General features: G+C 36.8%; 22 protein-coding genes and 1 riboswitch. Of the genes, 17 read left to right on the top strand and 5 right to left on the bottom strand.

Annotation, left to right across the window (positions count from 1 at the left end):
- The first annotated feature begins 178 nt into the window (after positions 1–178).
- The 11 genes from ASC84_RS02825 to ASC84_RS02775 all read left to right on the top strand — a co-directional run bounded on the left by ASC84_RS02825 (position 179) and on the right by ASC84_RS02775 (position 11928).
- On the top strand, positions 179–1819 hold the full coding sequence (locus ASC84_RS02825; protein WP_056511529.1) for a CTP synthase: 1641 nt from the start codon (positions 179–181) through the stop codon (positions 1817–1819).
- A 30-nt stretch (positions 1820–1849) separates the two neighbouring features.
- The gene (kdsA, locus tag ASC84_RS02820) at positions 1850–2707 is read left to right on the top strand and encodes a 3-deoxy-8-phosphooctulonate synthase (RefSeq protein WP_004719923.1); all 858 of its coding nucleotides are present in this window, start codon (positions 1850–1852) and stop codon (positions 2705–2707) included.
- A gap of 45 nt (positions 2708–2752) precedes the next feature.
- Positions 2753–4042, top strand: coding sequence for a phosphopyruvate hydratase (gene eno / locus ASC84_RS02815; protein ID WP_056511525.1), 1290 nt, complete (start codon positions 2753–2755; stop codon positions 4040–4042).
- Positions 4043–4445: 403 nt separating this feature from the next.
- Positions 4446–4832 carry a cell division protein FtsB gene (gene ftsB / locus ASC84_RS02810; protein ID WP_056511523.1) on the top strand — a complete coding sequence of 129 codons (387 nt, stop codon included), beginning with the start codon at positions 4446–4448 and terminating at the stop codon, positions 4830–4832.
- Positions 4795–5514: a 2-C-methyl-D-erythritol 4-phosphate cytidylyltransferase gene (ispD, locus tag ASC84_RS02805; RefSeq protein WP_056511520.1), complete on the top strand. Its 720-nt coding sequence runs from the start codon at positions 4795–4797 to the stop codon at positions 5512–5514. Before ftsB ends, ispD begins: the two co-directional genes overlap by 38 nt.
- A 101-nt stretch (positions 5515–5615) precedes the next feature.
- A complete protein-coding gene (gene rodA, locus ASC84_RS02800; protein WP_056511518.1) occupies positions 5616–6752 on the top strand; it encodes a rod shape-determining protein RodA in 1137 nt (378 codons plus the stop codon).
- Positions 6753–7065: 313 nt separating this feature from the next.
- Entirely contained in the window at positions 7066–8334 is a 1269-nt protein-coding gene (locus ASC84_RS02795) for a D-amino acid dehydrogenase (protein ID WP_056511516.1), read from the top strand.
- A gap of 18 nt (positions 8335–8352) precedes the next feature.
- Complete coding sequence (locus ASC84_RS02790; protein WP_056511513.1) at positions 8353–9015, top strand: Imm19 family immunity protein; 663 nt, start codon at positions 8353–8355, stop codon at positions 9013–9015.
- A 14-nt stretch (positions 9016–9029) separates the two neighbouring features.
- Positions 9030–9671, top strand: a complete 642-nt coding sequence (locus ASC84_RS02785; RefSeq protein ID WP_227515080.1) for an ankyrin repeat domain-containing protein — start codon at positions 9030–9032, stop codon at positions 9669–9671.
- A 59-nt stretch (positions 9672–9730) separates the two neighbouring features.
- A riboswitch (glycine riboswitch) is annotated at positions 9731–9819 on the top strand.
- A gap of 173 nt (positions 9820–9992) precedes the next feature.
- Positions 9993–11237 (top strand): D-amino acid dehydrogenase, encoded by a 1245-nt coding sequence (locus ASC84_RS02780; RefSeq protein WP_056511511.1) that lies wholly within the window; start codon positions 9993–9995, stop codon positions 11235–11237.
- An 82-nt stretch (positions 11238–11319) separates the two neighbouring features.
- The gene (locus ASC84_RS02775; RefSeq protein ID WP_056511508.1) at positions 11320–11928 is read left to right on the top strand and encodes a DUF4303 domain-containing protein; all 609 of its coding nucleotides are present in this window, start codon (positions 11320–11322) and stop codon (positions 11926–11928) included.
- An 80-nt stretch (positions 11929–12008) separates the two neighbouring features.
- On the opposite strand, the gene nfsB is transcribed toward ASC84_RS02775, so the two are convergent.
- On the bottom strand, positions 12009–12662 hold the full coding sequence (gene nfsB, locus ASC84_RS02770; RefSeq protein ID WP_056511505.1) for an oxygen-insensitive NAD(P)H nitroreductase: 654 nt from the start codon (positions 12660–12662) through the stop codon (positions 12009–12011).
- Positions 12663–12878: 216 nt separating this feature from the next.
- Here nfsB and ASC84_RS02765 point away from each other — a divergent pair, with 216 nt between their 5' ends.
- Entirely contained in the window at positions 12879–13166 is a 288-nt protein-coding gene (locus ASC84_RS02765) for a hypothetical protein (protein WP_056511502.1), read from the top strand.
- A 20-nt stretch (positions 13167–13186) separates the two neighbouring features.
- Here the strand turns inward: ASC84_RS02765 and ASC84_RS02760 are convergent, their stop codons facing one another.
- A complete protein-coding gene (locus ASC84_RS02760; RefSeq protein ID WP_056511498.1) occupies positions 13187–13909 on the bottom strand; it encodes a UDP-2,3-diacylglucosamine diphosphatase in 723 nt (240 codons plus the stop codon).
- 93 nt (positions 13910–14002) lie between these two features.
- The gene (locus tag ASC84_RS02755) at positions 14003–14512 is read right to left on the bottom strand and encodes a peptidylprolyl isomerase (RefSeq protein WP_004821835.1); all 510 of its coding nucleotides are present in this window, start codon (positions 14510–14512) and stop codon (positions 14003–14005) included.
- A 168-nt stretch (positions 14513–14680) separates the two neighbouring features.
- Here ASC84_RS02755 and ASC84_RS02750 point away from each other — a divergent pair, with 168 nt between their 5' ends.
- Both ASC84_RS02750 and ASC84_RS02745 read left to right on the top strand, forming a co-directional pair.
- On the top strand, positions 14681–16402 hold the full coding sequence (locus ASC84_RS02750; RefSeq protein ID WP_056511495.1) for a glutamine--tRNA ligase/YqeY domain fusion protein: 1722 nt from the start codon (positions 14681–14683) through the stop codon (positions 16400–16402).
- A 136-nt stretch (positions 16403–16538) separates the two neighbouring features.
- Positions 16539–16859: a pyrimidine/purine nucleoside phosphorylase gene (locus tag ASC84_RS02745; RefSeq protein WP_004719963.1), complete on the top strand. Its 321-nt coding sequence runs from the start codon at positions 16539–16541 to the stop codon at positions 16857–16859.
- A 24-nt stretch (positions 16860–16883) separates the two neighbouring features.
- Here the strand turns inward: ASC84_RS02745 and ASC84_RS02740 are convergent, their stop codons facing one another.
- Complete coding sequence (locus ASC84_RS02740) at positions 16884–17780, bottom strand: LysR family transcriptional regulator (protein ID WP_056511490.1); 897 nt, start codon at positions 17778–17780, stop codon at positions 16884–16886.
- A 104-nt stretch (positions 17781–17884) separates the two neighbouring features.
- Between ASC84_RS02740 and ASC84_RS02735 the strand changes: the two genes are divergently transcribed.
- Together ASC84_RS02735 and ASC84_RS02730 are read left to right on the top strand one after the other, a co-directional pair.
- Positions 17885–18937, top strand: coding sequence for an aldo/keto reductase (locus ASC84_RS02735; RefSeq protein ID WP_056511486.1), 1053 nt, complete (start codon positions 17885–17887; stop codon positions 18935–18937).
- A 108-nt stretch (positions 18938–19045) separates the two neighbouring features.
- On the top strand, positions 19046–19489 hold the full coding sequence (locus ASC84_RS02730; protein WP_056511483.1) for an SRPBCC domain-containing protein: 444 nt from the start codon (positions 19046–19048) through the stop codon (positions 19487–19489).
- Between the two features lie 58 nt (positions 19490–19547).
- Here ASC84_RS02730 and ASC84_RS02725 read toward each other — a convergent pair whose 3' ends face one another.
- Positions 19548–20084: a lecithin retinol acyltransferase family protein gene (locus tag ASC84_RS02725; protein ID WP_004821822.1), complete on the bottom strand. Its 537-nt coding sequence runs from the start codon at positions 20082–20084 to the stop codon at positions 19548–19550.
- A 188-nt stretch (positions 20085–20272) separates the two neighbouring features.
- Here ASC84_RS02725 and ASC84_RS02720 point away from each other — a divergent pair, with 188 nt between their 5' ends.
- On the top strand, positions 20273–21031 hold the full coding sequence (locus ASC84_RS02720) for a phosphodiester glycosidase family protein (RefSeq protein ID WP_056511482.1): 759 nt from the start codon (positions 20273–20275) through the stop codon (positions 21029–21031).
- The last annotated feature ends 65 nt before the right edge of the window (positions 21032–21096 follow it).

Here is a 21096-nt window from a genome sequence, read left to right as displayed (position 1 = left end):
AATGATATTTAAAAATCACCTTATCAAGTGCTAATTTTTTATTGGAAATGCTGATAGAATAGCCAATTGTTTATTGTTCTATGAATTGATGTGAATTGACTTTGCTTTCTTGGTACAAGGTAAAGTAAAATCGCACAACATTGTAGGCCAATTTAGGCTCCATTGTACGAGAAACTTAATGACCCATTTTATATTCGTAACTGGTGGTGTTGTATCATCACTAGGTAAAGGTATTTCAGCTGCTTCAGTTGCTGCACTTTTAGAAGCCCGTGGTTTAAAAGTAACCATGGTCAAAATGGATCCATACATTAATGTCGATCCTGGGACTATGAGCCCATTCCAGCACGGTGAAGTATTTGTCACAGAAGATGGTGCTGAAACTGACTTAGATTTGGGTTATTACGAGCGTTTCTTACGTCGTGCCAAAATGACCAAATTAAATAACTTTACATCAGGTCGTGTTTATCAAGACGTTTTAAATAAAGAACGTCGTGGTGATTATCTCGGCGGTACAGTACAAGTTATTCCACATATTACGGATAATATTAAAGAACGTGTTCTTCGCGCAGGCGAAGGTTATGACGTTGCCATTGTGGAAATCGGTGGCACAGTAGGTGACATTGAATCTCTCCCATTCATGGAATCTGTACGTCAGTTGATGGTTGAGCTTGGTCATAAACGTACCATGTTGATGCATTTGACTTTATTACCTTATATCAAGTCTGCTGCTGAACTTAAAACCAAACCAACTCAACATTCTGTTAAAGAATTATTGTCGATTGGTATTCAACCAGACATTCTGATTTGTCGTACTGAACATGATGTTGACGCAGATACCACCCGTAAAATTGCACTCTTTACAAACGTTGAAGCGCGTGCCGTTGTGGTGTGTAAAGATGCACGTTCAATTTATCAAATCCCACGTACATTCTATGAACAAAACGTTGATGATTTAATCTGTGAACGTTTTGGTTATGACAGCTTACCTGAAGCCGATCTTTCGGATTGGGATCATGTGGTTGAAGCATTATTGAATCCAGAGTACACAGTTCGTGTAGCGATGGTGGGTAAATATGTTGAATTGCCAGATGCATATAAGTCTGTCAATGAAGCACTTTTACATGCGGGTATTCAAAATCGGGTCAAAGTTCAAATTGACTATATCAATGCTGAAGAGCTTGAAAGCCAAAATCCTGCAGAAGTATTAAAAGGTATCGATGCAATCTTGGTTCCTGGCGGTTTTGGTGAGCGTGGTACTGAAGGTAAAATGCAGGCAATTCAATATGCCCGTGAAAACAAAGTACCTTTCTTGGGTATTTGTTTAGGTATGCAATTGGCCGTGATTGAATTTGCTCGTCATGTTGCTGCTATGCCAGAAGCGACTTCTACAGAGTTTAATCGTTCAACAAAATTCCCATTGATTGGTTTAATTACTGAATGGTTAGATGAACGTGGTGAAATCCAGCATCGTAGTACTGAGTCAAACCTTGGTGGCACAATGCGTTTAGGTGCACAAAAATCAGAATTGGTTGAAGGCACTAAAACATGTGAAGTTTACGGCAAAGCTGAAATTACTGAACGTCATCGTCACCGTTATGAAATGAATGATCGTTTTATTCCTGCAATTGAACAGGCAGGTATGAAAATTTCAGGTTATTCGACAGCGCAACATCTTGTTGAAACTGTAGAAATTCCTGAACATCCTTGGTTTATTGCTGTACAATTCCACCCGGAATTTACAAGTTCACCACGTGATGGACATCCATTATTTGCGAGTTTTATCGATGCCGCTAAAAAGCAGCACCAAAACAGCAAGTAAGTATGTAAGAACTTAAACTAGGAAGTTTAAATGTCACAATTAAAACCACAAGAAATTGTACGTTTAGGCGATATACAAATGGCAAATCACTTGCCATTTGTATTATTCGGCGGCATGAACGTACTTGAGTCGAAAGACTTGGCTTTTGAAATTGCAGAAACGTATGTCGATATCTGTACTCGTTTAGAGATACCGTATGTCTTTAAAGCCAGTTTCGATAAAGCCAATCGTTCAAGCTTACATTCGTTCCGTGGCCCTGGTTTGGAAAAAGGCATCGAATGGTTAGGCGACATTAAAAAGCATTTTAATGTTCCGATTATTACCGATGTTCATGAACCTCACCAAGCTGCAGCTGTCGCTGAAGTTGCTGACATTATCCAGCTTCCTGCATTTCTCAGTCGTCAGACTGATTTGGTTGAAGCAATGGCGAAAACTCAAGCCATTATCAACATCAAAAAAGCACAATTCCTTTCTCCTCGTGAAATGAGCCATATTCTAAACAAATGTTTAGAAGCGGGTAATAACAAGCTCATTTTGTGTGAACGTGGTACGTCATTTGGCTATAACAACTTAGTTGTTGACATGCTGGGTTTCGACATCATGAAAGAAATGAATGTGCCGGTATTTTTTGATGTCACACATGCATTGCAAACACCGGGCGGTCGTGCTGATTCAGCAGGTGGTCGTCGTGCTCAAATCACGACCTTAGCACGTGCGGGTATGGCAACAGGGCTTGCAGGTTTATTTTTAGAAAGTCATCCAGACCCTGAAAATGCAAAATGTGATGGTCCTTGTGCGTTACGTATGTCACAGCTTGAGCCGTTTTTAGCGCAGTTAAAAGAATTGGATACCTTAGTTAAAGGTTTCAAAAAGTTAGATACACATTGATGCGCTTTGAAAGCATCTTATTTTTAATCAACTGAGGAATTATTCATGAGCCAAATCGTTGACATTCGTGCACGTGAAATTTTGGACTCTCGTGGTAACCCAACCATCGAAGCAGACGTAATCCTAGACTCTGGCGTTGTTGGCCGTGCATGTGCACCATCTGGTGCTTCAACTGGTTCTCGTGAAGCTTTAGAACTTCGTGACGGTGATCAATCACGTTACTTGGGTAAAGGTGTTCGCACTGCAGTTCAAAACGTAAATGGTCAAATCAAAGACTTATTAAAAGGTCAAAACGTATTTGAACAAAAAGCGCTTGATGACAAAATGATTGCGCTTGATGGCACTGAAAACAAAGAAAAATTAGGTGCAAACGCAACATTGGCTGTATCTTTAGCGGCTGCACGTGCTGCTGCTGTTGAGAAGAAAACTGAATTGTTCCAATACATTGCAGATCTTCGTGGCCAAACAACTTTGTCTATGCCTGTTCCAATGATGAACATCTTGAACGGTGGCGCACATGCGGATAACACTGTTGATATTCAAGAATTCATGATTGAGCCTGTAGGTTTCACATCTTTTGCTGAATCTTTACGTGCTGGTGCTGAAATTTTCCATGCTTTAAAATCTGTATTGAAAAAACAAGGTTTAAATACTGCAGTTGGTGATGAAGGTGGTTTTGCACCTAACTTACGTTCAAATGAAGAAGCAATTACTGTTATTCTTTCTGCAATTGAAACAACTGGTTATAAAGCAGGTTCTGATATTATGCTTGCGCTTGATTGTGCATCTTCAGAATTCTACAAAAATGGTCAATATATTCTCGCTGGTGAAGGAAACAAAGCATTCACAAGCAACCAATTTGCTGACTATCTTGCTGGCTTTGTTAAACAATATCCAATTATCTCAATTGAAGATGGTTTAGATGAGTCTGATTGGGAAGGTTGGAGCTATTTAACTTCTATCCTTGGTGATAAAATCCAATTGGTCGGTGACGATTTGTTCGTTACAAACCCTAAGATTTTACAACGTGGTATCGATGAGAAAGTAGGTAACTCTATCTTAATCAAATACAACCAAATCGGTACTTTGTCTGAAACTTTAGATGCAATCTATCTTGCTAAAGCGAATGGTTATAGCACTGTGATTTCACACCGTTCAGGTGAAACTGAAGATTCTACAATTGCGGATCTTGCAGTGGGTACAGCAGCAGGTCAAATCAAGACTGGTTCGCTTTGCCGTTCTGACCGTGTTGCAAAATATAACCAATTGCTTCGTATTGAAGAATTGACTCATGCTGCTTATCGCGGTAAAGCTGAGTTTAAAGGTTTAAATTAATATCTTTTATTGATTTAAATTAAAAAAAGCCATTCTTTTATTTGATATAGGGAATGGCTTTTTTATACGCTAAAAAATAATCATGAATAGTATGTTTTAAGAGAAATTTAATATTATGTAATTGATTGATAATAAAATTTAAGGTAGGAATTTAATTAACTTAGTTTATTGAAAAAGAAAATTTATAATAAATAATATCGCGATATGTAAGTTTTTAGCATAAAGATAATTTTTAGTTTTTTAATTACAAAGTAGATTATTGATCACCCACTTATTTTTTATAAAGAAAGAAAAGTTATTTTGTTCTAGTTTTGCAGTTTTCGCATAGTTTAGTGTTCTTCATACAAAATATTTGATGTATATTAGCATCTTAATTTAATGCTGTTACTCAAGACGCAAATCCATGTTAGAAGTCTTTAAAACAACTTCAAGTAAAGTGATTGCAGTACTCGCGATTTTAATCGTTGTGGTATTACAATATCGCTTTTGGTTCGGTGAGGGTGGTCATTTCCCTCATCAAGCTTTACTAGAGCAAATTGAACAGCAAGCTGAAGTCAATGCTGAGTTAAAAGAACGCAACCGAATTCTTGCTGCCGAAGTGTATGATCTAAAAAATGGTGCTGAAGCCATAGAAGAACATGCACGTTTAGACCTCGGTCTAGTTAAGCCACATGAAACTTTTGTACAGATGAGTACAATTAGTACCCATTACAAACCTATTTATACCGATCCAAGTGTAGATTTAAGAACCAATGAAGATGACAACGAACCTGCGCCAGAACAACCGTAAAATTTGGGCAATTGTTCCTGCGGCTGGCTCAGGTCGTCGTTTTTCAAAAACCGAACTTAAACAATACCAAGTCATCCAAAATCAAACAGTGTTAGCGCATACCATAGCGCGTCTAAACGATTTACCGCTTGCGGGTTATGTACTCGCTGTTGGTGAGCAAGACCACTATGCGCAAACATTACCATTAAAAAATAAACATTTGAGCCATTTTTGTTTGGGGGGTGCAGAACGTGTTGACTCTGTTTTAAATGCATTGCGTTATTTAGAACAATTTGCACAAGCCGATGACTTGGTTTTTGTACATGATGCTGCTCGTCCTTGTGTGACACAACAATGTCTTGAAAACTTAATCGATACTGCAATAAACCTGAACAGCAGTGCGATTCTTGCAATTCCTGTAAGAGATACTTTGAAGTGTGTTGAAAATCAGCAGGATATCAATAAAACAGTAAGTCGTGATCAATTGTGGCAAGCACAAACACCACAAATTTCTACTTTTTCAAAGCTTAAAACGGCAATCGAAACAGCTTTAGCGAATAATATTGTCATTACAGATGAGGCGAGTGCATTGGAATATATCAATGAACCTGTCAAAGTGGTGATGGGGCGTTCTGACAATATAAAAATTACCTATCCAGACGATTTGGAGTTAGCCAAGTTAATTTTGCAATCACAGCAGTAAAAACAATGAAAATAAAAAATAATTATGCATTGATTGATTTTCTCAACCGCTATTTATCTCTATAATTTGACCAGATTAAACTAGGTTTAAGATTTGTATTCATGACACCATCGCCACAGTATAAGTTTTTACGTCAATCAGTCAGAGATGGTTTAAGTATTAATCAAAAAGTTTCAAGGTGGGACAAACTACACCTTGATCCTTGGTTATTGGGCTTTTTAATTATCAATGCGATTTTGGGTTTATTGATGGTCTATAGCGCATCTTCTGAAGATATGTCTATGGTCATTCGACAAGCCGTGAGTTTCGGTGTTGGTTTTGTTTTGCTTTTTATTTGTGCACAAATCCCACCAAAAGTATATCAAGCGATTAGCCCTTGGTTTTATTTGTTCGCAATTTTGTTGTTGATTCTGGTTTTATTGGTCGGTGATGTTCGATTAGGGGCAAAGCGCTGGCTGACCATTCCAGGGATTGGCAGTATGCAACCCAGTGAATTTATGAAGTTTGCCATGCCTTTGATGATGGCATGGTATTTTGCACGTAACCCGTTGCCGCCTAAGTTTAAACACATTGTAATTGCATTGATCATTATGATGGTGCCTTTCGTACTAGCATTATTACAGCCAGATTTGGCGATTGGTATCGTGATTGGTGGTGTGTTTGCTCTGTTTTTAAGTGGTATGTCGTGGACTTTAATTCTTGGGACTTTAGCGGCATTGGCATTGGCTTTCCCTTTAATTTGGACTTTTGTATTACAAGCTTATCAAAAGAAAAGGATTATGACCTTATTTGATCCTGAGTCAGATGCACTTGGGGCAGGTTGGAACATTATCCAATCTAAAATTGCGATTGGTTCAGGCGGAATGACAGGGCGTGGATTCTTAGAAGGAACACAGTCTCAGTTGGGCTATTTACCTGAACATCATACTGATTTTATTATGTCGACTTATGCAGAAGAATTTGGTTTTATTGGGGTGTTCTTCTTATTTGCACTTTATACTGCAATGATTTTTAGATGTATGATGATTAGCTTAAGCAGCTTCCATAACTATGGTCGTTTATTGGCAGGTACGATTGGTTTATCCTTGTTTTTCTATGTATTTGTAAACTCTGGTATGGTTAGTGGGATTTTACCTGTGACTGGTGATCCATTACCGTTGATGAGTTATGGCGGATCAGCCGTGATTGCGTTATTGGCGAGTTTTGGTATTGTTATGTCTATCCATACGCATAAATAAAATCTTCACAATTTATAATTTCTCAAACTAAAGCTATTCCTCCTCTTTTTTAAGAGAGGGAATAGTATCAAACATAAATAAAAAATATTTTTCTTAAAATTAAATCGCTTATATAGCTTCCTAATAGTTTAAAAATCATGTGATATTGTGAATGAATTATCTATTTAAAATTGAGTTAAAGCTGACATTTCAACATCAAATCGGTATTGCTAAATCTGTTCTAAGTGCTAAATTAAAATAGTCATATAAATTATTTCTCTAACTACATCATTTTTATTATAAGACGATTAATTCGTATAAGGTTCGGTTCAGTATGCATATCATCATCATGGGGGCAGGTGTTATTGGTACAACATCCGCCTACTATCTAAAACAAGCAGGTCATGAAGTCACTGTGATTGATCGACAACCCAATGTGGCTTTAGAAACCAGTTTTGCCAATGCAGGGCAGATTTCTCCGGGTTATGCATCACCTTGGGCTGCACCAGGTATTCCACTAAAAGCGTTTAAATGGATGTTTCAACCACATTCACCATTGGCGATTAAGCTAACAGGCGATATGCATCAGTATCAGTGGATGGTGCGCATGTTAGCTGAATGTAATATCAATCGTTATCAGATCAATAAAGAGCGAATGGTACGAATTTCTGAATATAGCCGTGACTGTTTGGATGAGTTACGTGCAGAGACCAAGATTCATTTTGATGAACGTCAACTAGGCACATTACAACTTTTTCGTAAACAACATCAATTGGATGTGGCAGGCAAAGATACCGAAGTTTTAAAACATGAAGGTGTACCCTTTGAGTTGCTGGATAAAGCTGGGGTTATCAAGGCTGAACCTGCTTTAGCCCATGCTACAGTCGATTTTGTTGGTGGTTTGCGTTTACCCAATGACCAGACAGGCGATTGCCAAAAATTCACAACAGAGTTGGCAGAACTTGCAGCCAAACAAGGGGTCAATTTTTTATTTAATACGGTAATCGAATCAATAGAAAAAGATCCTGAACGGATTACCGCGATTCACTTGAAAGATGGTGGCAAAATCAAGGGAGATGCTTATGTCATGGCATTGGGCAGTTATAGTCATGAAATGCTCAAACAATTGGAGATAGATGCACCTGTATACCCATTAAAAGGCTATTCGATCACCACCAAAATTGTTGATCCGGCACTATCACCTGTTTCTACAATCCTAGATGAGTCTTATAAAATTGCCTTAACTCGTTTTGATGATCGAATTCGTGTAGGGGGTATGGCTGAAATTAATGGTTTTGATCGCTCTTTAAAATCTAGCCGTGAAGACACTTTGCTTATGGTTTTACAACAACTATTTCCAAATGCAAGTGACATATCAGATGCACATTTCTGGACGGGTCTAAGACCAGCCACGCCAGATGGCACACCGATTGTTGGTAAAACAAGGTATCAAAATCTATATACCAATACAGGGCATGGAACTTTAGGTTGGACTATGTCATGTGGTTCAGCAAAATTATTATCCGATATTATTTCTGGAACCACACCACAAATTGAATATGATGATTTGAATGTGTTCCGATATGACTCAGTGAATCACTAAGATGATTGTTAAGGCGATATGAATCAAAATCACCAACAAGTCGCAGAACAGGAAATTTCATTTTCCAATGTGCATTTTTGGCATTGGTTTCTGCTTTTATTTCGTGGTTTTGATGAAGAAAAAGAGCTGAATTTAGATGAGGCGATTCAGGAAGCTGTTGGCTTAGATCCATATAACAAAGAATTAGCCGCGTGGTATCAATCATTTCTACTCAGTGAAAATAATAGCATTCGAAATTATCAATTTTCCATTAGTGCGGATATTTGGGTAGATATCCAGTTTGCTCAAGAGCAGATTAATTATTATCTAAATGATCTATATATAGGCAATCTGGGTGGGCACTTTGAAGCATGGTTTTTTACGCTAGAAGAGTTCCTGAGTTTTCAATTGAATGATCAGCACTTCTTATTATTGTTAGCAATGCTGGGTGTTGAACCTCAACAGACTTTAGACGCTAAAATTCAAATATCAAAAAGATTAAATAACATTCAGACATTTCAAGGACAACAAGATTACATCGCAAATTGTATCGTGAATGGGTTAAGGATGAATCAAGAGTTTTATCAGGATGAACAAATCGGGTTATTAAATCGACAAAATCATAGTATGCGTAATGTTGAGTTATATCCTGATGATTTGGAACATATAAAAACCATTAATCTTATTTTAAAGCATGATTAAATAGGAAAATAACAATGAAAGCGTTGTTTACAGCCATTAGATATAGGGAAATTAAAAATATTCAACGACTGATTGAGAAAAAGCCTGAATTGGTCAATTGTGTTGCTAAAGCACCTCCGAAGAAAGATGATGGTTTATCTCCATTACAAGTTGCATTTAAAACCTTCAACATATGGGCTGTGAGATTTTTTATTGAACATGGTGCAGATGTTAATTATATGGATCAATCGGAAGTTAATACTTGGAATATGCCTGTATTACATGATGCTGTGATGGCAATTGTGGCATTGGCTCGCTTTGAGTATCCAATTGATCCGTGGGATAAAATTAAAAAAAGTCAAATGGAAATTCGTGGGAAGAAAGAAAATTTTGACGCTGTACTTATGTTATTAGAAATAATGATTGAAAAAGGTGCTGATGTAAATTCTCAAGACAGTAAAGGTAATACAGTGCTGCATAGAGCTTGTTTAGATGTTGAAAATAGACGGTTTGATCAGCATCAATTGTCAGTTGCAACTTTGGAAGATGTCCTACAGCTTTTTCAATTATTGATAAAGTATGGCGCTGATTTGAATCAAGCAACAACAACGCGAGAGTCGGTGATCAAGTTATTTCCAAACCTATTTGAAGAACTTGATTTAAAAATTAGAGAATAATTAAACAATTTTACTTGTATTCGAACAAATTCATGGCATATTAATTGCTAATACAAGGAAAGATGATTGCAGGAGAGAAGTCTCTTGCGGACTCGCCGAAGGAGCAACGACCCCGGAAACTCTCAGGCAAAAGGACTGTAATCATTGTAAAACCTCTGGAGAGAAGTCATTCTATTGAAAACAAAAAAGAAATGACTCACCGAAGGGGATGGTAAGGCCTAAATAGTTTAGGTTTTTATCGAAGCTCTCAGGTACACATGACAGATGGGGCATACATTGACAATGTAATAAAAAAATATTGCATTTCAACGGAGTGTGCGTATGTGTCATGTCGTCATTATTGGTTCTGGTATTACAGGTGTTACCTCTGCCTATGAACTTGCTCAATTAGGTTATCAAGTTACTGTTATTGATAAACATTTATTTCCTGCTATGGAAACATCATTTGCCAATGGTGGACAATTGTCTGCGTGTAATGCTGAAGTGTGGAATCAAAAATCCACCGTGTTAAAAGGCATCAAATGGATGGCAAAAAAAAATGCACCATTATTGCTCAATCCGTCTTTTGATTTGCACAAGTATGCATGGCTGGTTGAATTTCTTGGCAACATCAAACACTATGAAGAAAATACTCAAAATACAGTGAAAATGGCACTTTTAGCACGTCAAAGGCTATTTAATATTGCTGAACAAGAAGGCATTGATTTTGACTTAGAAAAACGAGGTATCTTGCATTTCTATCATTCGGAATATGATTATAAAGTTGCAACTAGTGTAAATGAATTGCTATGTAAAGGTGGTCTAGAACGCCATGCAGTGACCAATGAAGAAATTAAATCCATCGAACCGAGTTTAATGGGTGAATACTATGGTGGTTTTTATTGCCCAGGTGATGCAACTGGTGATATCCATAAATTTACTACTGGACTTGCCAAAGCCACTGAAAAATATGGGGTAAAATATTTATTTGGTATGGAAGTTGTTGATGTAGAGCACACAGCCAACGGGGTGAATATTAAATACCACTCAAGTGTTGAAAACATGGAAGGCAGCTCAGTAGCAATCGAACAACTCAGTGCAGATGCCGTGGTGATTTGTGGCGGTGTTGGCAGTTATCAATTGGCCAATCAATTGGGCGATCGTGTGAATGTTTATCCTGTAAAAGGCTATTCAATCACCGTACAATTGGATGATGAAAAAAGTATCAATGGCGCACCTTGGGTCAGCTTGCTCGATGAAAGTGCGAAAATCGTCACGTCACGATTAGGTGCTAATCGTTTACGTATTGCAGGAACCGCTGAATTTAATGGCTATAATCGAGATATCCGCTCAGATCGTATCCAACCTTTAACAGATTGGGTTAATAAGAATTTCGATATTTCAACCGAGCATTGTATCCCGTGGGCGGGTTTACGTCCGATGATGCCGAATATGATGCCTGTGGTAAAACGTGGAAAACGTGAACGGGTATTTTATAATACAGGGCATGGACATTTAGGCTGGACGTTGTCTGCTGCAACAGCTGTGATGATTAGCCAGGAAATTGCAAGCTCGCATCCGATTTAATCATATAGGCAATACTTTGGTATTTGCACTCTGGTGAATGTCCATATTCATCAGAGTGCTGGTAAAAATAATTAGGTGTGTTATGAATATAGAATCAACAACTCAAAAGCACTGGCATGAAACGAGCTATGTAAAGTTAGTTGAATCGATTCAATATATTGGACAAAATTATCACGATGTGTACGCCTTGGCCTTGTACTATTATTGTGATGATGATGAACCTTGTTTTCCCAAAGTTGAGCTGAACTTTAATACCATTGAACAGTTTGAGTCGCAAATTTCTGAAGCTTCGAGTCAAGCTGAAGCGAAATGGAATTATGCCTATTGGTTACAAGAACCGTCTTGGGATATTGGTGGAGAGAATGATCAGCTTTTGGCACAATGGTTTGAGCAAACACCATTTTATTATTCTCAAAAACAGATGGAATATGCTGAACAAGAAGATGATGCACTATTTAATGAACTTTTAGAAAAAGGCGAGCAGTTTGCTCAATTGTTTATTACACAAATAATCAAAATGGTTCAGCAATTATTTTCTGAAAATATTCTTCAAGATACATTTGGGAAAAATCTTCCAGTCATTATTCATGAGCTTGAATATTATGAAGAACCCATTTCGTGGACCAAAAGAGCCAATCCAAGTGCATTAATCAATGAATTTATGGATGCCTGTGAAAGTGATTTCTCTTAACAAAATATGCTTATGATTCAATGCTGAGGGACGTGATGTGCCCCACAGCACTTATTGAGTGGAAGCAAGCACTTTAAACGTTATAGACGAGTAAAGACTTCTTCTTGGGTTAAACGAGACTTGGGCAATTTTGCATTAAAGTCAGTATCACTACGATAACCGAGTGTCATAATCACAGACGGGACCAAATTCTTTTCAATTAAGCCTAATTCTTCAGTCAGAATATCTTCGTCAAAACCACCGATTGGCGTTGCATCGATACCTTCAATACCTGCAGCTAATAGCATTTGACCCAGTGCGATAAAGGTTTGATTTTCCGCCCAGCGCTGAATATCACCTTTTTCATTGCGATAATAAGAGACATAGCCTGTACGACTGTCTTTTTGACCTTGCTTAGCCTTGTCATCTTTAAAGCGGCCACTGAGATCATCCTGCTGAAGTAAATTACTCAGGTGCTGTTCTGTAATATCTGCTTTGGTACAGAATAAAATCGTATGTGATGAATCTAAAACCTTTGGTGCGTTATAGCTATATTTTCCGACTAAGGCTTTAGCAATACGTTGTTTAGCTGCATCATTGTCAGCAATAAAAAAATGCCAAGGCTGGATATTGATTGACGATGGGGTTAAACGCAGGATTTCAAGTAAACGTGCAAATTGTGCTTGAGGAATCTTTTTAGAAGAATCATAAGCTTTTGTGGTGTAACGTGTTTTTGAAACGGTTAATAAGTCCATCTTTAAACCTAATAGAAATATTTGAAAATCAAATTTATTATATTCTTATTATGTGAGTTTATAGCGAATAGAATTGTCATGAATTATAAAATTTTGTGCAATAAATATGCAAAATTGAGAAAGTTAAAAAAATTGAAATGCTAGTTTGAAATAAATATTAAATCGATATAAAGTGATTGTATAACAAGATGATAATTAAAAATTGGAGAGGGAAACATGACGGCATATTATACTCATTTACCGCAAGATTTTCATGATTACGAATGGGAATATGAAAAGAAAGGTTGGTTAATAGTGATGATCGATATTTCAGAAAAAAGTTATTTTTTTACTTTTTATGATCCTGTTCGTCTAGAGCAAACGATTAAAGATGATTTAAGTGAATATAAATATTTTTTTGAAGAAAATTTAGTTGTGATTGACAAAGTAAATTTAAAAAATATTCAAAATTTTATTGAAAATATTATTAATACTGAAAAAATAAAGTGTTTTATTGAAAAATAATATGCAAGGTTATATAGATTTTAACGGATTCGCCATTTTATAAATTGCCATTTTCCTATTTCATCCACTTCTAAAATCATTGCTTCAGATGTTTTTTCACGCCAATCCCCTAAAACAATTCTAGCTTTACCATTTACATCATGAATTTCAGGGCGATGGGTGTGACCATGAACCAACAGATCGACATTATTAACTGCTTTTTCAACAGCTTGCTGGTTAACATCCATAATTTCATAGGATTTATTTTGTTGAGATTCACGGCTTTTTTTACGAAAACCATTGGCAAGTTTTTGTCTAAAACCAAGTGGGGTGCTTTTTAAAAGTCCCAATACAATCGGATTGCGAATAATTTTTTTAAATCGTTGATAAGAAATATCATCGGTACATAAAGCATCGCCATGTTCAAGACGAAATTTTTTATTACCAATGTTAAATGTATAAAATTCAGGAAGTAATTTTCCATTAAACTGATTTAAAAATGTTTGCCCTAAGGCAAAATCACGGTTACCCACTTGAAAATAAATTTGATTACCAGCTTGCAAGGAAAATTGTTTTAGATGCTCAATAATTTCATCTAACCAAGGCGCAGTATAATCATCCCCAATCCAAGCATTAAACCAGTCACCGAGAATAAAGAGTTGCGTGTTTTGATATTTATAGTGTTCTAATAAATCAAAAAACCCTCGAACCAGTCGAGGGTGTTCTGGTGACAAATGTAAATCAGCGATAAACAGATAGGTCACTTATTTTTCCTATTTAATAACTCCTCCCAAGCTTGCTTTGTAAAGGGAACAGTATTCCTTTATTTAAAAGTCAGCTTCGGGAGGATTTATAAATTATTCAGAGATAATTTTTGCAGATTCAATCACAATGTTTTCTAAAGGAACATCAGCATGATAACCACGGTTACCTGTACGAACGCCTTTGATTGCTTCAACGATGTCTAAACCTTCAGTTACTTTGCCAAATACTGCATAACCCCAACCTTGAGCAGTTTTACCTGTATGGTTAAGGAAAGAGTTGTTTTTTACATTGATAAAGAATTGTGCAGAAGCAGAGTGAGGCGCTTGAGTACGTGCCATTGCAATCGTACCTTCGTCATTGCTTAAACCATTGTCCGCTTCATTTTCAATTGAATCACGTGTGGTTTTTTCTTTGAAGTTTTCATCCATGCCACCGCCTTGGATCATGAAACCATCAATAACACGATGGAAGATTACGCCATCATAAAAACCATCACGAACATATTCTAAAAAGTTAGCAACAGTTTTTGGTGCTTTTTCAGAGTTAAGTTCAAGAACAATGCGTCCTTTGTTGGTGTTTAATTCGACTTGAGGAAAACTCATTCTATAATCTCCTAATCATGACTAAAAATGTCATGGGTTTTTGGTTGAGAGAAGCATAAGCAAACTGTAAACTACATAGCAAGTAAAAATGTGAAATTCTTTTGTTAAAAAAGGATAAAATCACATTTTCTATATTCAATTTTAACTTTTAGAAGTGATTTATCAACTATGAAGCCAAATGATGTTGTTTCAGAACTGCCGAAAACCCCGACAAATAGTCCAAGCCCTGTCGATAATGCGCAGCAAGAACAACAAGCGGGCTTAGATTTTGTACGCCAAGTCATTACAGAGGATTTGGCAGCGGGCCGTACACAAAAAGTTGTTACACGTTTTCCACCTGAGCCAAATGGTTATCTACATATTGGCCATGTAAAGGCTATTTGCTTAAATTTTGGCATCGCTCAAGAATACGATGGTTTGTGTAACTTGCGTTTTGATGACACCAACCCAGATGCTGAAGAACAAGAATATGTTGATGGTATTGCCAATGACGTAAAATGGTTAGGTTTTGAGTGGAATGGCGAACCTCGCTATGCATCAAGCTATTTTGACCAATTACATGCTTGGGCAGTTCAGTTGATCAAACAAGGCGATGCTTATGTAGATCTACAAAGCCCAGAAGAAATTAGAATTAACCGTGGTAATTTTGTCGAGCCAGGTAAAAACTCACCTTATCGTGATGCATCTATTGAAGAAAACCTTGCTCGTTTTGAAAAAATGAACAATGGTGAATTGGCTGAGGGTGAAGCAGTATTACGTGCCAAAATTGATATGACCTCACCAAATGTACATATGCGTGATCCAATTCTATATCGTGTACTTCATTCAGAACATCACCAAACTGGTGATAAATGGAAAATGTACCCAATGTATGACTATGCTCATCCATTGTCAGATGCGATTGAAGGGATTACTCATTCATTATGTACCTTAGAGTTTCAAGACCATCGCCCATTTTATGATTGGGTGGTTGAGAAAGTACATTCACAATCAGTTCCACGTCAGTATGAATCTAGCCGTTTAAATATAGATTATACGATTACCTCTAAACGTAAATTACGTAAATTGGTAGAAGGTAACTATGTTCATGGCTGGGATGATCCACGGATGCCAACTGTGGTGGGCATGCGTCGTCGTGGTTTTACCCCTGAAGGGTTACGTGAGTTCTGTAAGCGTGTAGGCGTGTCTAAAACAGATGGTATCGTTGATGTGGCTATGCTTGAGTTCTGTATTCGTCAATCTCTTGAAAATACAGCAGCACGTGGTATGGCTGTTTTAAATCCATTAAAAGTGACTTTGACCAACTTGCCAGCAGATTTGGATTTAAGCCATGCACGTCATCCAAATGTAGATATGGGCGATCGTATTATTCCTTTAACCTCTGAAATCTTTATTGATCGTAAAGACTTTGAAGAAGTTCCACCAAAAGGTTTTAAACGTTTAGTTCCTGAGGGTGAAGTACGTTTACGTCATGCTTATGTGATCAAGTGTGATGAAGTGATTAAAGATGCCAATGGCGAAGTGATCGAGTTGAAATGTTCAATTGATCCTGAAACTTTAGGTAAAAACCCAGAAGGTCGTAAAGTGAAAGGTGTTGTTCATTGGGTTTCTGCGTCGAAAGGGATTCCTGCTGAGGTTCGTGTTTACGATCGTTTATTCACCGAAGCTGCACCAGATGCAGATGATGATTTCTTGGCAAATTTAAATCCAGAATCTTTAACGGTACTTCAAGCGGTGATCGAGCCTGCTTTGGCTCAAGCGCAATCAGAAGATCGGTTCCAGTTTGAGCGTGAGGGTTATTTTGTTGCGGATCAATATGATCATTCAGCAGATAAACCTGTGTTTAACCGTGTCTTAGATTTGAAAGATAGCTTTAAACCGGGTAAATAATTTTATTCAATCCTGAATAAAATCATGATTTAAGACCTAGCTTCGGCTAGGTTTTTTTTATGCTATTGAAAATTGATTGAGGAATGCTATAGAAAAGCGATATAGTAAATGCACAAATAATAATCAGGACAAATATATGTCTTCCCAATTTGATTTTGTTACGGTCCATATTAAACCTAATATTCATTATAAAGGGCGATCAATCAGTTATCTTATCGAATGCAAAGATGGTTCGAAGAAAACATTGGGGGTAATTTTACCCACAGAGAAACCTTTAACTTTTGAAACTCATGTGACTGAGCGCATTGAGATTGTCTCTGGAAAATGCTTGGTTCGGATAGCAGATCAAGAAGAAATGGAAGTTTACAGTTCTGGAGAGTCTTTTACTGTTCCTGCAAATAGCCGTTTTAGTCTGCAATCCAGCGAAGTTGTAGATTATGTTTGTCATCTGGAATAACAGATAACGTTAGCCAAATCATCATTAGAATTCTTTAAAGTAATCCTGTAAATACTCAATAAAAACTTTTACTTTATCAGAGATTAATTTTTTATCTGAAATAACAGCATAAATAGCAGTGGGTTCTACCCTTAAATCAGGAAGCACATGAACCAGTTCTCCTGAATCTAAATCGTTTTTGACATGCCAAAGCGAGTGATTGGATATGCCGAGCCCTGCCAAAGATGCCTGACGAATCCCTTCGCCTGAGTTGGTAATAAAATAGCCATTTACCTGGATATCTAATCTTCTATTTTGGTTACTGTGATCCAGAAAGTTCCATGTATTGCTGATGCCTTGTTGATGACGCTGCACGATACAACGATGTTGTTGTAAATCTTCTAAACGTTTGGGGATACCAAATTTAGCGAGATATTCAGGTGCAGCACAAAGTAAGCGTTTATTGATAGATAATGGTTTTGCGATGAAAGAAGAATCTTGTAGTTTGCCAATGCGAATCGCAAGATCCATACCTTTGGTAATAAGATCTACATTTTGGTCATTTAAATCTAAATTGATTAATAATTCAGGGTGTTGTTTTAAAAACTCAGCAATAACCTGAACCAGTATCTGTGTACCAAAGGTTGCGGAAGCTGTGATATTGATGCTTCCTGAAAGTTTTTGATCTTGAAGCTTTAAATTTTCGGTTAATGTCTGGAAATTATCGAGAAGTGGTCGTCCTTGCTCAATCAATATTTTGGCTTCTTCGGTCAGACTTAGTTTCCGTGTCGTACGATAAAAGAGTTTAAGACTGAGCTGATTTTCAAGCCTTTGCACTCGTTGACTTGCCACTGAAACTGCAATATTGGCTTCTTTTGCCGCTTGGCTGATTGAACCTAAATCTGCGACACGTAAGAAGAATTGGAAGTCTTGTGTATTCATTTTCCATAAAATCGAAAAAGTAATTCCTCATTATCCTGATTTTTAAAATAATACCAAGTTGTTATTTTGTGATGAAACACATTATTCAATCAAGGTGAATGATCATGAAATATAATTTTTTAGGCAATTCTGGTTTAAAAGTATCTGAGTTGGGATTCGGTGCTGGAACCTTTGGAGGAAAAGGTCCTCTATTTTCTGCATGGGGACAAGCAGGGCAGAAAGAAGCCAATCAAATGATTACCACATGTATAGATGCAGGAATTAATTTCTTTGATACTGCCGATGTGTATTCAGACGGTGAATCTGAAAAAATGCTTGGAATTGCATTAGCGCCTTATCGGCACAATGCGATTATTTCAACTAAAGTTGCGCTTCGTACCAATCAGCAAGTGAATCAGGTCGGATTGAGTCGTCATTATTTAATTCATGCAGTAGAACAATCGTTAAAACGCTTAAATACAGACTATATCGATGTTTTACAGTTACATCAGTTTGATAGCTTTACTTCGCTAGATCAGCTTATGAAAACTTTAGATGAATTGGTCCGAAGTGGAAAAGTTCGTTATATCGGGGCATCTAATTTTTCAGGCTGGCAATTGATGAAGGCGCAGTCGATTGCAGATCGTTATGGTTATGAAAAAATAGTGGCACACCAGGTGTATTATTCATTGATAGGTCGGGATTATGAATGGGAACTGATGCCTTTAAATCATGATCAGCATATAGGTGCTGTTGTGTGGAGTCCTTTGGGATGGGGACGTTTGACAGGTAAGTTTGATCGTGATCATCCTTTGCCTGAAAATAGTCGCTTACATGAAACAGCACAATTTGCGCCACCTGTAAACGAAGAATATCTCTATCAAGTGATAGACGCATTAAAACAGATTGCATTAGACACGGGATATTCAGTCCCACAAATTGCTTTAAAATGGCTGTTAACACGAGCTACAGTGTCTACTGTACTGATTGGTGCTCGAAATCGACAACAACTGCAAGATAATCTAATCGCAAAAGATCTAGTGCTTACGGATTCACAATTACAGCGTTTAAATCAAGTCAGTGCGGTTCATCCAGCATATCCATATTACCCGTATTGGAATGGTCAATTTTCAGAGCGCTATCAGAGCATTGTTGAATCATCACTTATTCAAAACTAATTCGTTAAATTTGTTAACAAAAACATGATACTGATTACATAGCACTTATGTTATCAGTATCACTTTGTTATCCATATAGTTCTATATAAGCTTAGAAGAGTAATAAGAATGAATCCAACCATTGAAACTCAAATGTTAATTCGTAAACCCGTCTCTGCGGTTTTTAATGCATTTATTGACCCTGAAATTACTTCAAAATTCTGGTTTAGTCGTTCTACAGGACCCCTAAAAGAAGGCAAAATTGTGCAATGGAGTTGGGATAAGTATCAAGTCAGCTCAAAGGTTATGGTATTTAACATTATTGAAAATAAATTGATTCAAATTACTTGGGGTGAACCCAAAACATCGGTAGATTTTATATTTGAAGAAATCAGCCCCGAGCACACCTATTTAAAAATTAGAAATTACGATATTTCGTTGCAAGGCTCTGAACTGATTCAATTTATTATAGATGCAACTGGGGGATTCACCACAGTGCTGGATGGTTTAAAAGCTTATTTGGAACACGGATTAGAACTCAAATTGGTTGAAGACAAATTTCCACCATTTTAATGGTGATTTAAAATCAGGGCTTTTGCCTAATGTCATATGATAAACCTAGCTGAGTATTTTACTTTTTAGGTTGCTGTTCTTTAAGTGATAAATAGGTTGGAAGTTTTAATTTTGACTGAGCCCTGAGTTTCATTTTTATATATAAAACTAAAGCAAAACAGGTGGTTGCAACTGTTAAAAATAAGCCATTCATATAGGTCATGATTGAACTGATATAGCCAATCGTGGTTAAACGGTTCATCATTTTTACCACTTGAGGACTACTTTCAACTCCTGTAATTGCCCAACTACACAGATGTTCACAATTATTGATAATCAAATGATAGCTGTTTTCGTTCATGCGTGTACGCATACGTCGGACCACATGACGACCAGAAAACTTAGGTTGATCATAGTAACGGACACGGATCACTTTACCATGTGAAAATTTTTCAAGTGAAGTGATTTCGATTGGGCGTTTTTTTACAAAATGTGCCAGCCCAGAATAATGTATAACACGACCTTTTCCAGCATAGATTCCATGATGGCTATAGCCAAAATGTTTGACGATTAAATGCGCACCTAAAGGGTATTTAGCTATTTGTTTTGTCTGCATATTCCACTCAGTTCAAATAAAGTGTACACATGTATTTAATTGAAAGGATAGTTTGATTATAACCATGCAAAATGAATTTGATAGCCCTTAAAGTGATAATTAAGTAAAAAAATGCATTAAAAGTGCTAATTAGCCTTCATTATTCAATAGATCACACGATAAAATATAACGCTTTGCATGGGGATGTTATGAATTTGAAAACTGGGGTATATGCGCTGATAAGCATGATGGGATTAAGTGCACTTTCCTTTCAAGTCAATGCCAATACTGACTATATCAAAATAATCAAAGACAAGAAGGTGATCGCAGATGCTGTTCGTATCGATGATCTAGATCAGCTACAACTATTTTTAAAAAACCAACAAGGGCAAATCTATAAAAAGTTCGCAGCTGTGCAAAAAGAGCGTAAAAAATGCCAGATCAGTTTTGCCATGAATGCAGGAATGTATCACCCTAATTTTGCACCAGTAGGCTTGTACATTGAACAAGGTAAACAACAAATAGAATTAAACCAACAAAAAAACAAATTTGGTAATTTTTTTATGCAACCCAATGGTGTGGTTGCTTGGAACAATAAGCAAGCTGTGATTAAAACCACAGAGCAATATCTTAAATCTAATTTTAAAGCTCGCTATGCTACACAATCTGGTCCAATGTTATTGATCAATGGTGAGATCAATCCAATTTTCGTTAAAAACTCAGATTCATTAAAAGTTCGCAATGGGGTGGGAATTAAAAATAATCAACTGTATTTTGTGATAAGTCGTGGAAAAATTAATTTTTATAATTTTGCTGATATTTTTAAGTCGCAGCTTAAAACAGATCAAGCTTTATATTTAGATGGTTCAATTTCAAGTGCATTCATTCCACAAGTGAAAAGGAATGATCAGACTTATGATTTAGGCCCAATGTTTATTTATAGTGAAGCAAAAAATTGTGACGATTAAAATGGCAAAATTAAAGTTTGAGTTTTTATTTACAGGCAAAAATGGATGCCTGCAAACAGAAGCAT

The organism is Acinetobacter sp. Root1280 (genome assembly GCF_001425285.1).
Classification (GTDB): Bacteria; Pseudomonadota; Gammaproteobacteria; order Pseudomonadales; family Moraxellaceae; genus Acinetobacter; species Acinetobacter guillouiae.
The sequence above is the reverse complement of the archived record's forward strand: the minus strand, read 5'-3'. Positions and strand labels throughout refer to the sequence as shown.

Bases quoted from the DNA above. Each gene is read 5' to 3' on its own strand.
- ASC84_RS02825 (WP_056511529.1), top strand. From the start codon at position 179: ATGACCCATTTTATATTCGTAACTGGTGGTGTTGTATCATCACTAGGT.
- kdsA (WP_004719923.1), top strand. From the start codon at position 1,850: ATGTCACAATTAAAACCACAAGAAATTGTACGTTTAGGCGATATACAA.
- eno (WP_056511525.1), top strand. From the start codon at position 2,753: ATGAGCCAAATCGTTGACATTCGTGCACGTGAAATTTTGGACTCTCGT.
- ftsB (WP_056511523.1), top strand. From the start codon at position 4,446: ATGTTAGAAGTCTTTAAAACAACTTCAAGTAAAGTGATTGCAGTACTC.
- ispD (WP_056511520.1), top strand. From the start codon at position 4,795: ATGAAGATGACAACGAACCTGCGCCAGAACAACCGTAAAATTTGGGCA.
- rodA (WP_056511518.1), top strand. From the start codon at position 5,616: ATGACACCATCGCCACAGTATAAGTTTTTACGTCAATCAGTCAGAGAT.
- ASC84_RS02795 (WP_056511516.1), top strand. From the start codon at position 7,066: ATGCATATCATCATCATGGGGGCAGGTGTTATTGGTACAACATCCGCC.
- ASC84_RS02790 (WP_056511513.1), top strand. From the start codon at position 8,353: ATGAATCAAAATCACCAACAAGTCGCAGAACAGGAAATTTCATTTTCC.
- ASC84_RS02785 (WP_227515080.1), top strand. From the start codon at position 9,030: ATGAAAGCGTTGTTTACAGCCATTAGATATAGGGAAATTAAAAATATT.
- ASC84_RS02780 (WP_056511511.1), top strand. From the start codon at position 9,993: ATGTGTCATGTCGTCATTATTGGTTCTGGTATTACAGGTGTTACCTCT.
- ASC84_RS02775 (WP_056511508.1), top strand. From the start codon at position 11,320: ATGAATATAGAATCAACAACTCAAAAGCACTGGCATGAAACGAGCTAT.
- nfsB (WP_056511505.1), bottom strand. From the start codon at position 12,662: ATGGACTTATTAACCGTTTCAAAAACACGTTACACCACAAAAGCTTAT.
- ASC84_RS02765 (WP_056511502.1), top strand. From the start codon at position 12,879: ATGACGGCATATTATACTCATTTACCGCAAGATTTTCATGATTACGAA.
- ASC84_RS02755 (WP_004821835.1), bottom strand. From the start codon at position 14,512: ATGAGTTTTCCTCAAGTCGAATTAAACACCAACAAAGGACGCATTGTT.
- ASC84_RS02750 (WP_056511495.1), top strand. From the start codon at position 14,681: ATGAAGCCAAATGATGTTGTTTCAGAACTGCCGAAAACCCCGACAAAT.
- ASC84_RS02745 (WP_004719963.1), top strand. From the start codon at position 16,539: ATGTCTTCCCAATTTGATTTTGTTACGGTCCATATTAAACCTAATATT.
- ASC84_RS02740 (WP_056511490.1), bottom strand. From the start codon at position 17,780: ATGAATACACAAGACTTCCAATTCTTCTTACGTGTCGCAGATTTAGGT.
- ASC84_RS02735 (WP_056511486.1), top strand. From the start codon at position 17,885: ATGAAATATAATTTTTTAGGCAATTCTGGTTTAAAAGTATCTGAGTTG.
- ASC84_RS02730 (WP_056511483.1), top strand. From the start codon at position 19,046: ATGAATCCAACCATTGAAACTCAAATGTTAATTCGTAAACCCGTCTCT.
- ASC84_RS02725 (WP_004821822.1), bottom strand. From the start codon at position 20,084: ATGCAGACAAAACAAATAGCTAAATACCCTTTAGGTGCGCATTTAATC.
- ASC84_RS02720 (WP_056511482.1), top strand. From the start codon at position 20,273: ATGAATTTGAAAACTGGGGTATATGCGCTGATAAGCATGATGGGATTA.